13 protein-coding genes are annotated in these 13824 nt (G+C 72.6%); 8 read left to right on the top strand and 5 right to left on the bottom strand.

Annotation, left to right across the window (positions count from 1 at the left end):
• The first annotated feature begins 535 nt into the window (after nt 1-535).
• From ABTY56_RS03700 to ABTY56_RS03690, 3 genes are all read left to right on the top strand, one after another.
• Complete coding sequence (locus ABTY56_RS03700) at nt 536-2731, top strand: MMPL family transporter (protein ID WP_350626145.1); 2196 nt, start codon at nt 536-538, stop codon at nt 2729-2731.
• Between the two features lie 364 nt (nt 2732-3095).
• Nucleotides 3096-3302 (top strand): cold-shock protein, encoded by a 207-nt coding sequence (locus ABTY56_RS03695; protein ID WP_049657493.1) that lies wholly within the window; start codon nt 3096-3098, stop codon nt 3300-3302.
• A 156-nt stretch (nt 3303-3458) separates the two neighbouring features.
• The gene (locus tag ABTY56_RS03690; RefSeq protein ID WP_502893011.1) at nt 3459-5165 is read left to right on the top strand and encodes a DEAD/DEAH box helicase; all 1707 of its coding nucleotides are present in this window, start codon (nt 3459-3461) and stop codon (nt 5163-5165) included.
• 80 nt (nt 5166-5245) lie between these two features.
• On the opposite strand, the gene ABTY56_RS03685 is transcribed toward ABTY56_RS03690, so the two are convergent.
• Nucleotides 5246-6109, bottom strand: a complete 864-nt coding sequence (locus tag ABTY56_RS03685; protein WP_350626143.1) for a helix-turn-helix transcriptional regulator — start codon at nt 6107-6109, stop codon at nt 5246-5248.
• Nucleotides 6110-6223: 114 nt separating this feature from the next.
• Here ABTY56_RS03685 and ABTY56_RS03680 point away from each other — a divergent pair, with 114 nt between their 5' ends.
• From ABTY56_RS03680 to ABTY56_RS03660, 5 genes are all read left to right on the top strand, one after another.
• On the top strand, nt 6224-7243 hold the full coding sequence (locus ABTY56_RS03680; RefSeq protein WP_350626141.1) for a hypothetical protein: 1020 nt from the start codon (nt 6224-6226) through the stop codon (nt 7241-7243).
• 306 nt (nt 7244-7549) lie between these two features.
• On the top strand, nt 7550-8323 hold the full coding sequence (locus ABTY56_RS03675) for a ricin-type beta-trefoil lectin domain protein (RefSeq protein ID WP_350626139.1): 774 nt from the start codon (nt 7550-7552) through the stop codon (nt 8321-8323).
• Between the two features lie 47 nt (nt 8324-8370).
• Entirely contained in the window at nt 8371-9138 is a 768-nt protein-coding gene (locus tag ABTY56_RS03670; RefSeq protein ID WP_350626137.1) for a ricin-type beta-trefoil lectin domain protein, read from the top strand.
• A 149-nt stretch (nt 9139-9287) separates the two neighbouring features.
• The gene (locus ABTY56_RS03665) at nt 9288-9509 is read left to right on the top strand and encodes a type II toxin-antitoxin system VapB family antitoxin (RefSeq protein WP_350626135.1); all 222 of its coding nucleotides are present in this window, start codon (nt 9288-9290) and stop codon (nt 9507-9509) included.
• Nucleotides 9506-9916 (top strand): PIN domain-containing protein, encoded by a 411-nt coding sequence (locus ABTY56_RS03660; protein ID WP_350626133.1) that lies wholly within the window; start codon nt 9506-9508, stop codon nt 9914-9916. Before ABTY56_RS03665 ends, ABTY56_RS03660 begins: the two co-directional genes overlap by 4 nt.
• Nucleotides 9917-9931: 15 nt before the next feature.
• On the opposite strand, the gene ABTY56_RS03655 is transcribed toward ABTY56_RS03660, so the two are convergent.
• From ABTY56_RS03655 to ABTY56_RS03640, 4 genes are all read right to left on the bottom strand, one after another.
• Nucleotides 9932-10660 (bottom strand): sirohydrochlorin chelatase, encoded by a 729-nt coding sequence (locus ABTY56_RS03655; protein ID WP_350626131.1) that lies wholly within the window; start codon nt 10658-10660, stop codon nt 9932-9934.
• Nucleotides 10661-10670: 10 nt separating this feature from the next.
• Nucleotides 10671-11597 (bottom strand): ABC transporter permease, encoded by a 927-nt coding sequence (locus ABTY56_RS03650; protein WP_350626129.1) that lies wholly within the window; start codon nt 11595-11597, stop codon nt 10671-10673.
• A complete protein-coding gene (locus ABTY56_RS03645; RefSeq protein ID WP_350626127.1) occupies nt 11584-12387 on the bottom strand; it encodes an ABC transporter ATP-binding protein in 804 nt (267 codons plus the stop codon). The genes ABTY56_RS03650 and ABTY56_RS03645 overlap by 14 nt, the downstream gene beginning before the upstream one ends.
• Nucleotides 12388-12537: 150 nt before the next feature.
• Nucleotides 12538-13698, bottom strand: coding sequence for an aliphatic sulfonate ABC transporter substrate-binding protein (locus ABTY56_RS03640; RefSeq protein ID WP_350626125.1), 1161 nt, complete (start codon nt 13696-13698; stop codon nt 12538-12540).
• Nucleotides 13699-13824: the final 126 nt, after the last annotated feature.

Genomic DNA, 13824 nt, shown 5'->3' with positions numbered 1-13824 from the left:
TCACGGAGGTTCCCCCTGGGAGAGCGGCGGTTCGTCGCCGGTCGTGAGCGGCGGTGGCCCTGGCCGTCCGAACCGCCGTCTGCTGTCCGCCGGTTGCGGATCCGGCGTCCCAACCGACAGTAGGGAAGGCGGGGTTGGGCGGGAATCGGGCTGGCGGGTGAGCCTGCCCTGGGGCCTGCCTCGGGGGTGGGGTGGGGTTATCCCTACCCCGCGACCCCGAGAACTCCACCTGGGGGTAGGGGATCGGACTCCACCCTGAGGGGGAGATGACTCCACCCGGAGCACGAGGTCAACGGGTCCGCGCTCGGGAGAAACTGGGTCGGGGCCGCTTCGGGGCGGTCCCGCACGGGGGTTGGAATACGGGGGCTCCTTGCCGGGCGGCAAGCAAGTGCTCGTAAGATGATGCCCCACACCTACTTACCTGCCGACCGGCAAGGGCCTGCGCATCCCGTGCATGCCCGGACCGGTCATGCCGTCGCCCAGCGTCCCGTCCCCCAAGGGCTGCGGTGAACCATGCCCAGGAGGCATCACGAGCATGTTCCACCGACTAGGACACTTCGTCGTTCGTCGTGCGTGGTGGGTGATCGCGGCGTGGGTCGTCGCGATGATCGCCATCGTCGGCTCCGCGCCGAAGGTCACCTCGCAGACGGACGAGTCCGCATTCCTGCCCAAGCACTACGAGTCCATCCAGGCCGCGCAGCTCCAGGAGCAGGCGTTCCCGGCGAGCTTCACCCCCTCCGCGCTGCTGCTCTTCGAGCGCAACGACGGCCAGGCGCTGACCGCCGCCGACCAGGCCTCGATGGACAAGGTCGTCAACGGTCTCACCGACGCGAAGATCCCCGCCGTCGAGAAGGTCCTGCCGGTCGACCCCAAGACCTCGAAGTCCAAGGACGGCAAGTACGCGCTGTCCATGGTCGCCATCGACAAGAACAAGATGCAGAGCGAGGAGTTCCCCGACGCGGCCAAGAAGCTGCGCGAGGAGGGCACCAGGCTCGCCGACGGCAGCGGCCTGAAGTTCCAGGTCGGCGGCCAGGCCGCCAGCAGCCTGGACCAGAAGGACGCCTCCGGCGCCACCGACATGATCGTCATGCTCGGCAGCCTGGTGCTCGTCATCCTGATCGTCGGCATCATCTTCCGCAGCGTCCTGGCCGGCATCCTGCCGGTCCTGCTGTCGCTGGTCATCGCGATGCCGGTGGCCAACGGCCTGATCGCCGACGCGATCAAGCTGTTCGACCTGAAGTCCTCCCCGATGACCTCGGCGATCCTGATCATCGTCGTCCTCGGCGTCGGCACGGACTACTTCCTCTTCCTGTCCTTCCGCTACCGCGAGCGGCTGCGCCTGGGCGAGGACCGCAAGACGGCCGTGGCCAACGCCGTCGGCCGGGTCGGCGAGGCGATCGCCTCCGCCGCCGGTGCCGTCGCCGTCGCCTTCGCCGTGCTGATCCTCTCCAGCCTGGGCATGTTCACCGCGCTCGGCCCGGCGCTGGCCATCGCGGTCATCGCGACCGCCCTGGTCTCGCTGACCCTGGCCCCGGCCGTGCTCGCCGTCATCCCGTCCCGGGCCGTGTTCTGGCCCGGCAAGAAGTGGATGCAGGAGCCGCAGAACGCCCGCTTCGCCGCGCTCGGCCGGATGACCGGCAAGAAGCCCGGCCTGGTCGCCCTGGTCTCCGGCGGCATCCTGGTGGTGCTGACCCTGGCCGGCATCAACTACAACGGCACCTACGACCTGGCCGGCAGCTCGATGCCCAAGGGCAAGGAGTCGATGGTCGTCCAGGACAAGCTGATGACCGCCTTCTCGGCCGGCGCCGCCGACCCGAGCCACGTCTACCTGACCAGCACCAACGGCTCCAAGCTCAGCGAGTCCGCGCTCAACGACTTCGCCGGCAAGCTCCAGGGTGTCCCCGGGGTGGCCTCCGTCGTCACGCCGAGCAGCGAGAACAAGGCGATCAGCGCCGACGGCGCCACCGGTGACTTCACCGTGATGCTCAGCGACGCGCCGGCCTCGAACAAGGCCATCGACACCATCGAGAAGGTCCGCGACACCGCCCACGCCTCGGCCCCGGCCGACAGCAAGGCGCTGGTCGGCGGCATCACCTCGGTGTACAAGGACATCAACACCGCGATGGTGCACGACTACACGCTGGTCTTCCCGATCGCGGCCCTGCTCATCATGATCATCCTGGGTCTGCAGCTGCGCAGCGTGGTCGCGCCGTGGTACCTGATGGCCTCGGTCGGCCTCGGCTTCGGCGGCACCCTCGGTGCCACCACCCTGGTGTTCCAGAACATCAAGGGCGAGCCGGGCCTGATGTTCATGCTGCCGATCTTCATCTACCTCTTCGTGGTGGCGATCGGAACCGACTACAACATCCTGATCATCGCCCGCCTCCGTGAGGAGGCCCGCGAGGGCCGGAACCCGCGCGAGGCGGCCCGCGAGGCCGTCAAGCACGGCGGTCCGACCGTCGCGGCGGCCGGCTTCATCCTGGCGGCGTCGTTCGCGACCTTCATGTTCGCGGGCAACGTGCTCTTCATGGAGCTCGGCTTCTCGCTGGCCTTCGGCATCGTGCTGGCGGCCTTCGTGATGGCGATGTTCTTCACCCCGGCGCTCACCGCGCTGCTCGGCCACCGCGCCTGGTGGCCCGGCCACGCCGACAGCCCCGGCCACGGTCACGGCGGCGGTCCGGCTCCGCTGGCCGGCACGCACGGCGTGCCGGAGCCGGCCGGTCGGCACTGACCCCGGCTGACCCCGGCCGACCCCGGCTGACCCCGGCTGACCCCGGCCGACCCGGGGCTGATCCCGGGTCGACCCCGGGTTGATCCACAGGCGGCGCCCCGCTCCGGCGGGGCGCCGCCTGCCCGTTCGCCGGGGGCGCCAAACGTGATCTGTTCAGCGGAAAATCCCCGGTCGCGCGGGGTGTCACCGTGCTACAGTCGAGTCAGTTGCAGTTTTGGTTCCCATGAACGTGTATGTGCGCCTGCTGGTTCCAACCAACAGGCGCATTTGTTTTGTCCGGTGTTTCAGTCTCCGGATGGGGATCGCGGCTACTTGGGGATTCACGAGGTGTGGGTCCCTGATGCCCCAGTATGAGGAGACGGTTATGGCTACCGGCACCGTGAAGTGGTTCAACAGCGAAAAGGGCTTCGGCTTCATCGAGCAGGATGGTGGCGGCGCCGACGTGTTCGCCCACTACTCGAACATCGTTGCTCAGGGCTTCCGTGAGCTGTTCGAGGGCCAGAAGGTCGAGTTCGACGTGACCCAGGGCCAGAAGGGCCCGCAGGCCGAGAACATCCAGATCATCGGCTGACGTCAGCCCCACGCTGACTCGCGATCATCGCGAAGCAGGGGCCCGCACCGCACGGTGCGGGCCCCTGCTCATGCCGCCGAACGGCCGGGGCGGCGCACGCACTCCGACGGCCGACCAGCCCGCGACGCGGGCTGCCTACCGACTGACGGAGATCCCGTGACCACCCCTGCCCGCCCGCCGCGCGACCGCGGCCCCCGCAACACCGACCAGTCCCGCGGCACCGCCGGCGGCGACCGCGCGCGCAAGCCGCGCAACCGTAGCGGCGCTCCCAAGCACGGTGCTCCGAAGCACGGTGGCCCCAAGCAGACCCGGGCCACCGCGCCCGAGGCCGCCGACTTCACCGTGGTCCAGGGCACTCCGGCCCGGCCCCCGGCGGCCACCTTCGCCGAGCTGGACATGCCCAAGGCGATCCTCTCCGCGCTCACCCGCGAGGGCGTCACCGAGCCGTTCCCGATCCAGGGCGCCACGCTGCCCGACTCGATCGCCGGGCGCGACGTGCTCGGCCGCGGCCGCACCGGCTCCGGCAAGACCCTCGCCTTCGGCCTGCCGCTGCTGGCCCGCACCGCCGGGCGCCGTGCCGTCGCCCGGTACCCGCTGGCGCTCGTCCTGGTGCCCACCCGCGAGCTGGCCCAGCAGGTCACCGAGGCGCTGACCCCGTACGCCACCGCCGTCAACCTGCGGATCACCACCGTCGTCGGCGGCATGTCGATCAACCGGCAGGCCAACGCCGTGCGCCGCGGCACCGAGGTCCTGGTCGCCACCCCCGGCCGGCTGGACGACCTGATCGGGCGCGGCGACGTCAACCTCTCCGACGTGACGATCACCGTCCTGGACGAGGCCGACCAGATGGCCGACATGGGCTTCCTGCCGCAGGTCACCAAGCTGCTGGAGCAGGTCGCGGAGGGCGGGCAGCGGATGCTGTTCTCCGCCACCCTGGACCGCAACGTCGACCGGCTGGTCAAGCGCTTCCTGACCGACCCGGTGACCCACTCGGTCGACCCCTCGGCCGGCGCGGTCACCACCATGGACCACCACGTCCTGCAGCTCGACCCCACCGACAAGGCCTCCGCCACCGCGCACATCGCCTCCCGCGAAGGCCGCGTGATCATGTTCGTGCACACCAAGCACGGCGCCGACCGGCTCGCCAAGCAGCTGCTCGCCAACGGCGTGAAGGCCGCCGCCCTGCACGGCGGCAAGTCCCAGCCGCAGCGCAACCGGGTCCTCGACCAGTTCCGCGACGGCCACGTCACCGCGCTGATCGCCACCAACGTCGCCGCGCGCGGCATCCACATCGACGGTCTGGACCTCGTCGTCAACGTCGACCCGCCGATCGACCACAAGGACTACCTGCACCGCGGCGGCCGCACCGCCCGGGCCGGCGAGTCCGGCACGGTCGTCACCCTGGTGCTGCCCGAGCAGCGCCGCGAGGTCAACCGGCTGATGACGGTGGCCGGCATCCGTCCGACCGTCACCAAGATCCGCCCCGGCGACGCCGACCTGGTGCGGATCACCGGTGCCCGCACGCCGAGCGGCGTCCCGGTCACCCTGGCGGTGCCCGTGGTCCAGGCCGCCGGGGCTCCGGCGGGCACGGCCGGTTCGGCGGAGGACAAGCGCGCCGGGTCCAAGGCCGGCGCCCCGCGCCGCCGCTCCGGCAAGCGCTCCGGGCTGCCCACCGACGTCGACATGAACGGCAACCCGCGCCGCCCCCGCCCCAAGCAGCGGATGGGCGCCGCCGCGCAGAACGGCGAGCGCCCGCAGGCGGCCGGCTTCATCGGCCGCTCCGCCGGCCGCGCCAAGCCGGGCAGCGGCACCAAGTCCGGCTCCAACTACGGGACCGGTCGCCAGCGCCGCACGTTCGACTGACACTCCGCACCCGCGCCCCGGGCCCGCTCCACCGCGAGCGGCCCCGGGGCGCGCGGCTGTCGTGGGGCGGCCGAGCGCCCTCAGACCGCCGCCACCGCCGGGGTCGGGGCCAGCGCGCGCAGCCGCTCCCGGGTCTCGGCGTCGCGCGGGGCCATCACGATCAGCTGCAGGCCCTCGGAGGCCAGCAGCACGTGCTGGTCGATCCGCAGCGCGCCCACCGCCTCGTGGTGGATGACCTTCTCGGCACCGGAGCGCTCGGCGACCTGGTGCTCGTCCAGCCAGCGGTCCGCCTCCGGATACTCGCCGCGCACCTGCTGGATCATCCGGGCCAGGTGGCGGCCGACGGCCGTCGCCTCGCCGCCGCGCTCGGCGTACGCGGAGCGCAGCTGCGCCAGGAAGCGGCGGGCGTGCTCCTCCCAGTGCTCGACCCGGGCCCGGTGCACGGGGTTGCCGAACACCACCCAGGCCAGGTTGCACTCCTCCGGCGGTCGGCCGGTCAGGCCGAACAGCGCGTCCGCGCCCGGGTTCCAGGCCCGGATGTCCCAGTTGGCGTCCATCACGAAGGACGGCGCGGGCCACTGCGCGTGCATCAGCCGCAGCAGCGGGACCGGCACGTCCCCCGGCGCGGCCACCTCGCCGTCCCGCGGGTGGCTGCCGGCCAGCCGGAACAGGTACGCCGTCTCCGCGCGGTCCAGCCGCAGCGTCCGGGCCAGGCTCGCCAGCACCTCCGGGGACGGGTGGATGTCCCGCCCCTGCTCCAGCCACGTGTACCAGGTCACCCCCACGCCGGCGAGCAGCGCCAGCTCCTCCCGCCGCAGCCCCGGGGTGCGCCGCCGCACCCCCGGCGCCAGCCCCACGTCCTGCGGCGCCAGCCGTGCCCGGCGGCTGCGCAGGAAGCTCGACAGCGCCGTACGGCGCTCCTGGGCGTCCTCCACCTCGACCATCTCCCCCCGTCCTCCCTGGTAGTCGGACTACCAGTATTCCCACGCACTGCTGCGGACCGCCCGGCCGCGCGAGAGTCGATCACGTCAACGGACCGCACGCGCAAGGGAATCCCGATGAGCAACCGTCAGCACCGTACCCTCCGTGCCGCCCTGGTCGCCGCCGCGACCGCGGCCCTGCTCGGCACGGCCGGCACGCTGCCCGCCTCCGCCTCCGCCTCCGCCGGCTGCCCGGCCCCGGCCGTGGTCACCGGCCACGCGGCGAGCCTGGTACCCGAGTCGGGCGACTGGGACGCCACGCACCACCGCTTCCTGCTCGGCTCGCTGCGGCACGGCACCGTCTCCGCCGTCGGTACCGACGGGAGCGTGCGCACCCTGGTGCAGGACCCCGCCCTGACCGAGGTCGCCGGCCTGCGGGTCGACCCGGTCCGCCGCCGCGTCCTGGTCACCGACCTGGACAACGGCCTCGGCGAGCGCAGCAGCGCCGCCACGCAGGGGAAGCTCGCCCGGATCGCCGCCTACGACCTGGACACCGGGCGCCGGATCTTCGTCACCGACCTCGCCGCCGTCGCCGCCGACGGCGGGAACCACCTGGCCAACGACATCGCGATCGGCCCCGACGGCACCGCGTACGTCACCGACTCCTTCGCCCCGGTCGTCTACCGGGTGACACCGGACGGCACCGCCTCCGTCCTGCTGCGGGACCCGCGCCTGGCCCCCGCCCCCGGCGCGTACGGCCTCAACGGCATCGTCTACCGGGACGGCCGGCTGGTCCTCGGCAAGTGGGACGACGGCACGCTGTGGCAGGTTCCGCTGCGCGACCCGGCCGCCCTGCGGCGCGTCGAGGTGACCGGCGGGGACGCCCTGCTCCACCTGGACGGCCTGCTCGGCCGCCCCGACGGCTCCATCGCGGGCGTCACCAACGCCTTCTTCGGGGCCGGCCGCGACGCCGAGGTCGAGCTGCGCTCGGACGACCACTGGCGCACCGCCCGGCTCACCGCCGTCCGACCCTCGGCCGACCCCACGCCGACCGCCCCCGTCGCGGGCCCGGGCGGCAGCCTCTACCGGCTCTCCGGCGGCCTCGGGGACGCCTTCGCCGGCCACCCGGCGGACACCTTCACCCTGCGGCGGATCTGACCCGGCGGGCGGGCCCGGTCGGGGCCCGGACCGGTGGACCCCGGCTCGGCTCCCGCTCGAACGGGGAGCCGGGCCGTGTGCGATCCGGCCGGATCGGCCGTCCGCCCGGCCTGCCCGGACCGGTCCCGGCCCCTGTCGTGTACCAACCCTGCGTGGACGAAGCGATGGCGTGATCTCCGCCCCCTCCCGTTGACCGTGAACAGACCGTGCCCGATGCTTTCGCGCGGCCCGCACAACCGTCGCACCGTCATCACGGGTGCTCCACATGCGGGTCGACCGGTTCACCGTCTCCGGAAGGACCTTCCCATGCGCCGTACCGCCGCCCTGTTCGCCACCGCCCTGCTCGCGGGCGCCGCCGCGCTCACCGCGCCCGCCGCCGGCGCCGCCGAGAGCACCCCGTCCACGTCCACCGCGTCCTCCGCCCGGACCGCCGACACCACCCCGGGCCCGGGCGGGGTCGGTAGCTGCACTCTCAGCGGCCTCACCGGTACCTGCACCGGCCTCGACCCGCAGCAGACCTGGAGCGTCATAGGCACCTGCCAGGGCCGGGACTTCAACACCGGGATGCCCACCTCCTGGCCCACGGGCAGCGGCTGGGTCACCGGCAACACCACCGCGAGTGCGGGGTGCTTCGGCCCCATCCTGTGGTTCTCGGCCGCTATCGCGTTCGGCCCGGCGGTTCCGGCGGGCCCGGTCGGTCAGATCACCGGCATCGCGGGCAAGTGTCTGGACGTGCGTGGCGGCAGCAACGCGAACGGGACGCAGACGCAGATCTGGGACTGCCTCGGCAACGTCAACCAGACGTGGAAGGTCGGCGCCGACGGCACCGTCCGGGCGGTCGGCAACTGCCTGGACGTCGAGGGCGGGCGCACCGGCAACGGCACGCTGGTGCGGACGTGGGAGTGCAACGGCAGCGGCGCCCAGCAGTGGCGGGCCCGTCCCGACGGTTCGCTGGTCAACCCTCAGTCGGGGCGCTGCCTGGACGTGCGGGGCGTCTCCAGTGCGAACGGCGCGGTCCTGCAGATCTGGGACTGCTTCGGCGCCACCGCCGCCAACCAGGTCTGGCACCTGCCCGTCTGATGTCCGCCGCAGGACAGTCCACCCGATCACCCTCCAGGAGCCCTGACATGCGTCGTACCGCCACCCTGTTCGCCACCGCCCTGCTCGCCGGTGCCGCCGCGCTCACCGCGCCCGCCGCCGGCGCCGCCGAGAGCACCACCCCGAACGCGCCGGCCGCGTCCGGCGCATCGACCACCGGCACCCCGCTCACCGGCAGCTGTACCGTCAGCAGAAGCGGTGCCGGCTTCGTCGGCACGTGCTCGGGCATCGACCCGCAGCAGACCTGGCGCCTCGCGGGCACCTGCCAGGGCGTCGACGCCAGTGGGTTCCCCACCTACTCGGGGACGTCCAGCGGCTGGGTCACCGGCAACGTCACCGTCTCCACGGGGTGCTGGGGCATGTCGATGCCGTCGTACGGCTGGATCGTCACCGGCTCGCCCGTCCCGGCGGGCCCGGTCGGCCCGATCAGCGGCTACGCGAACAAGTGCGTGGACGTGCGCGGCGGCAACAGCGGCGCCGGCACCCCCGTCCAGATCTACGACTGCCTGGGCAACACCGCCCAGACGTGGAAGATCGGCACCGACGGCACGATCCGCGCCCTCGGCAAGTGTCTGGACGTCCAGGGCGGGAACACGGGCAACGCCACCCTGGTGCAGATCTACGACTGCAACGGCACCGGCGCCCAGCAGTGGCAGGTCCGGGCCGACGGCTCGATCCTCAACCCGCAGTCCGGCCGCTGCCTGGACGACCTGGGCTTCTCCACCACCAACGGCAACCAGCTGGGCATCTGGGACTGCAACGGCGCCGCCAACCAGGTCTGGCACGTCCCCGCCTGACCCCACCCGGGCGCGCGGCCCCGGGGCTGCCCCGGGGCCGCGCACCCGCCGTCCGGCGACGTGCAGACGTTCTGGCCCGTGGCGATGTTGGAAGAGTGCAGTTCCATGTACATCACCAACATCACCAACATCGATCGACGGAGGTGCCGATGGCCGTGACACAGATCGACATCGATGAAGAGGCGTTGGAGCGCGCGATGGTACTCGCCGGAGTGCGGACCAAGAAGGAAGCCGTCAATCTCGCGCTGCGCTACTACGCCGAGCGGCAGGAGCGTGCGGCCCGTATCAGCAGGCACTTCGAGCGGGCTCGTCTTTGGGAGGCCGTCGAGCTCGCCGAGCGGCTGCACCGGGCCGAGAAGGATGCCCGGTGATCTACCTCCTCGACACGTCCGGTCTGGTCCGGCTGCTACGCGAGCCGAAACTCCAGACCGCCTGGTACGACGCGATCGACGCAGGGTCGATCGCGTCGTGCTATCCGCAGCGTGCCGAGTTCCTCTGCAGCGCCCGCGACGGCCGGGAGTACGACGAGATCTCCGAGATGTTCGCCGAGTTGTACCCGGACGTCTCGGTGCCGAAGGGCACAGGACGTTGGATCGACACGGTGCCGCGCCGGATGGCACCTGCCGGACAGCACCGAAGTGCCTCCGCGGTCGACCTGATGATTGCGGCGACGGCTGCGCACCACGGGCTCACGGTCCTCCACGATGATGCGGACTACCGCACCGTGGCACGGTTCGCGGCGGACCTCCGTGAGCACAGCATCATGGATCACGCGTGACGGACGGTCCCGTGCTCACGCCGTCAGTGCGGTGGTGACCGGCGCCGCGCGACGGGCCCCGTCGTAGCGCCGCAGGAGCAGGGCGGCCAGCTCCGGGGCCGGGCCGAGGACGTCGGCCAGGACGTCGGCACCGGCCGCGGCCGTGGCGATGCGGTCCGGCAGCAGGCCCGGGGCCAGGAGGTAGGGGGAGACGGCGGTGCGCTCGGCGCCGGCGGCCCGGAGCGCGGCGAGGGCGTCGGGGACGCGCGGCCCGGCGGCGGAGGCGTAGGCGACCTCGACGGCGGCCCAGCCGCGGGTGCGCCGCCACTCGGCGGCCACCGCGCGGGTGGCGGCGTCGGCGGCCGGGTCGGAGGAGCCCGCGGCGGCGAGCACGACACCGGTACGGGCGCGGACGGCCGGGGAGGAGAGGTCCGGGTCCGCCTCGGCGAGGCGCCGGTCCAGGGCGGCGAGCAGCAGTGGGGAGGGGCCGAGCACGTCCGCGACCGGCAGCCGCGAGCCGGCGGCACGCAGGGCGGCGGGGATGTCGTGCTTGGCGTGGAACGCCCGGTTGAGCAGCAGCGGCACGGCCACCGCGTCCGCCAGCCGCTCCACCACCTGCGGGATCCGCGGCGCGCAGTGGTCCAGGTACGCGGTGGCGACCTCGACGCCGGGCCGTTGCGCCCGCACCTCCTCGACGAGCGCGGCCACGGTCGCGGCGTGGCGCGGGTCGCGGCTGCCGTGGGCGATCAGGAGGAGGGCGGGCATCAGCGGCGCCTCACTTGCCGGTGGCCAGCAGGCCGCGGTTGCGCAGCACCCGGCGCTCGACCGGGGTGAACACCAGCAGCTCGATGGCGATGCCGACGAACAGGATCAGCACGATGCCGAGCAGCACCCCGGACATGTCGGAGAACTCGCGCTGGTCCTCCAGGAACCGTCCCAGGCCCCGGCCCAGGTCGGGGGAGGAGGCGACCAGTTCGGCGGCCATCAGCGAGCGCCAGGAGAACGCCCAGCCCTGCTTGAGCCCGGCCAGGTAGCCCGGCAGCGCGGCCGGGATCAGCACGTGCCGGGCGCCAGCCAGCCCGGTGGCGCCGATGGTGCGCCCGGCCCGCAGGAACAGCGGCGGCACCTGGTCGATGCCGGCCACCAGCCCGTTGGCGATGGACGGGACGGCGCCCAGCAGGATCACCGCGTACATCATCGAGTCGTTGATGCCGAGCCAGATGACCGCGGCCGGCACCCAGGCGACCGAGGGCAGCGACTGCAGGCCCTGCAGCACCGGCCCGATCGCGGTGCGCACCGGTCGGACCCGGGCGACCACCAGCCCGATCGGCGTGCCGATCATCACGGCGAGCAGGAAGCCGGACAGGCCACGCCAGACGCTGGTCCAGATGATCGAGAACAGCGTGCCCTGGTACCAGAGGTCCTGCGCGGAGCGCCACACGTCGGCGGGGCTGGGCAGCTTGTACGAGGAGGTGACGTGCAGGCTGTACGCCCCCTGCCACAGCGCGAGCACCACGAGCACGCCGATCAGCGGCGGCAGCGCCTTGGTCCGCAGCGCCTCGCCGAGCGAGCCGCGCTGCGCGGTGACGGCGTCGAGGGCGTCCAGGCCCGCGCCGACGTCGGCGGTGTCGCTGGTGCCCGTCCCGCCGTCGCGGGCCCGGTCGGTCTTGTCCAGGACGGGGGTGGTGTCAGTGCTGGCCATGGCGACGGATCTCCCCACGCAGTTCTTCGGTGATCTCTATGGACAGGTCGGCGACGCCCGCGGACTCGATGCGGCGCGGCTGCGGCAGGTCGATCCGCCACTCCCGGGCGACCCGGCCGGGGCGGGAGGACAGCAGCACGACCCGCTGGGCCAGTCGCACGGCCTCGCGCACGTTGTGGGTGACGAAGAGGACGGACAGCTGCCGCTCGGCCCAGATCCGGGTGATCTCGTCGTGCAGGACGTCCCGGGTGATGGCGTCGAGCGCGGCGAACGGCTCGTCCATCAGCAGCACCTTGCTGCCCTGGGCGAGCGCCCGGGCCATCGCCACGCGCTGGCGCATGCCGCCGGACAGCTCGTGCACCCGCTTGCCGTACGAGCCCTTCAGACGGACGAGTTCGAGCAGCCGCTCAGCCTCGGCGCGGCGCTCGGGGCGGGGCACGCCGGCCAGCTTGAGGGCCAGTTCGATGTTCTTCCCGGCGGTGAGCCAGGGGAACAGCGCGTGCTCCTGGAACATCAGGGCGGGTCGGCCGCCGGGCACCTCGATGCTGCCGGCGGTGGGCTTGTCGAGACCGGCGACCAGGTTGAGCAGGGTGGACTTGCCGCAGCCCGAGGCGCCGAGCAGGGTGACGAACTCACCGGGCGCGACGTCGAGGGTGATGTCGTCCAGGACGTGGGTCCGGGCGCCGGGGCGGCCGAAGGACTTGTGCACGTTCGAGATGCGGACGGCGGGCGCGCCGCCGTGGGCGTCGGCGCCGACGGCGTCCGCCGAGGTGGTCAGTGCCGGGGTCATCCGTGGCACCTCCTGCGTGAGTGGTCTGCGGGGCTGCTGGTCGGGGCCGTGGCCCGGGCCCCGCCCGTCCCGGTGGGCATCGATCGGGGATCGACCGGGCGGGCGGGGGCCGGACCGCGGAGTCGGGGGCGAACGGCCGTGCGGTGGGCGCTACTTGGCGCCGAGCCCGGCGTCCGCCACGGCGGCCTGGCCCTGGGTGGCGAGGACCTTGTTCAGCAGGGTGAGGTCGTAGATGCCGTTCAGGTTGGGCTTCTTGAGGAGCCCGGCGGTGACGGCGTGGTCGGCCTCGGCCTGCAGGGTGTTCGCCAGCGGGTCGTCCAGGAAGTCGATGTCGGCCCAGGCCGGGTCGAGGACGGCCGGCTCCAGCGCGCTGCCGACCTCCTTCTTGATCGCCTCGTTCGCGTCGGCCTTGGCCTTGTCGGAGTCGGCCTTGATGAAGGCGTTGGTCTTCACCGAGCCGCGCAGCACGGCCTCCACCACGTCCGGGTGCTCCTTGAGGAACTTCTGCGAGACGATGATGTTGGTGATCACGAACTTCTTGTCCGGCCAGACGTCCTTCTCGTTGAGCAGGACCTTGGCGCCGAGCGAGACCAGCTTGGAGGCGGTGGGCTCGGGCACCCAGGCGCCGTCGACGGAGCCGGACTTGTAGGCGTCGGGGGTGACCTTGTTGTCGGTGCGCACCACCGAGACGTCGCCCGCGCCGGAGGCCGCGTCGACCTTGTAGCCCTTGCCGGCGAGGTAGTTGAGCAGTGCCACGTCCTGGGTGTTGCCCAGCTGCGGGGTGGCGATCTTCTTGCCCTTGAGGTCGTCCAGGGAGGAGATCTTGTCCGGGTTGACCACCAGCTTGACCCCGCCGGAGGCCGAACCGCCGATGATCTTCAGCGACTTGCCGTCGGACTTGGTGTAGCCGTTGATCGCCGGGGAGGGGCCGATCCAGCCGATGTCGATCGAGCCGGCGTTGAGCGCCTCGATCTCGGCCGGGCCCGCGTTGAAGACCTGGGTCTTGATCTGGGTGGCGCCCAGCTCCTTCTGGAAGATGCCCTCCTGGAGGCCGACCAGCGGGGTGCCGTGGGTGAGGTTGGCGAAGTAGCCGATCTTCACGGTGTCGGCGGAGAGCTTCGCACCGGAGCCCCCGGCGGTGGCCGCGGCATCGGCCTTGGTGTCGGCGGACTTGTCGGCCTTGGAGCCGTAGCTGCAGGCCGACAGCAGGGCCACCGCGGTGAGTCCGGCCGCCGCGGCCGCCGCGGTGCGTCTGATCCGGCCGGCGTTGGGGCGGGCGCGGGTATGCGAAGGTGCCTGGATCGGTGCCATGGTCAGGAGTCCTGTTCGCGGACGGACCGTCAGGAGGCGGTCTCGGGGCGGAAGGTGCGGAAGGTGGTGCGCGCGGCAGCTGGGTGCCGGGGCAAGCCGGGCGGCTGTGGGGGAAGACAGCCCGGT

The organism is Kitasatospora sp. NPDC097691, from assembly GCF_040302665.1.
In the GTDB taxonomy this organism is placed as follows: domain Bacteria; phylum Actinomycetota; class Actinomycetes; order Streptomycetales; family Streptomycetaceae; genus Kitasatospora.
Note: the sequence above shows the minus strand (reverse complement) of the source record. Positions and strands in the feature narration are given on the sequence as shown.

What these genes read in the sequence shown, in the direction of transcription:
- ABTY56_RS03645 (WP_350626127.1), bottom strand. Translation starts at nt 12,387, where the DNA reads ATGACCCCGGCACTGACCACCTCGGCGGACGCCGTCGGCGCCGACGCC.
- ABTY56_RS03685 (WP_350626143.1), bottom strand. Translation starts at nt 6,109, where the DNA reads ATGGTCGAGGTGGAGGACGCCCAGGAGCGCCGTACGGCGCTGTCGAGC.
- ABTY56_RS03675 (WP_350626139.1), top strand. Translation starts at nt 7,550, where the DNA reads ATGCGCCGTACCGCCGCCCTGTTCGCCACCGCCCTGCTCGCGGGCGCC.
- ABTY56_RS03650 (WP_350626129.1), bottom strand. Translation starts at nt 11,597, where the DNA reads ATGGCCAGCACTGACACCACCCCCGTCCTGGACAAGACCGACCGGGCC.
- ABTY56_RS03695 (WP_049657493.1), top strand. Translation starts at nt 3,096, where the DNA reads ATGGCTACCGGCACCGTGAAGTGGTTCAACAGCGAAAAGGGCTTCGGC.
- ABTY56_RS03665 (WP_350626135.1), top strand. Translation starts at nt 9,288, where the DNA reads ATGGCCGTGACACAGATCGACATCGATGAAGAGGCGTTGGAGCGCGCG.
- ABTY56_RS03655 (WP_350626131.1), bottom strand. Translation starts at nt 10,660, where the DNA reads ATGCCCGCCCTCCTCCTGATCGCCCACGGCAGCCGCGACCCGCGCCAC.
- ABTY56_RS03700 (WP_350626145.1), top strand. Translation starts at nt 536, where the DNA reads ATGTTCCACCGACTAGGACACTTCGTCGTTCGTCGTGCGTGGTGGGTG.
- ABTY56_RS03640 (WP_350626125.1), bottom strand. Translation starts at nt 13,698, where the DNA reads ATGGCACCGATCCAGGCACCTTCGCATACCCGCGCCCGCCCCAACGCC.
- ABTY56_RS03670 (WP_350626137.1), top strand. Translation starts at nt 8,371, where the DNA reads ATGCGTCGTACCGCCACCCTGTTCGCCACCGCCCTGCTCGCCGGTGCC.
- ABTY56_RS03680 (WP_350626141.1), top strand. Translation starts at nt 6,224, where the DNA reads ATGAGCAACCGTCAGCACCGTACCCTCCGTGCCGCCCTGGTCGCCGCC.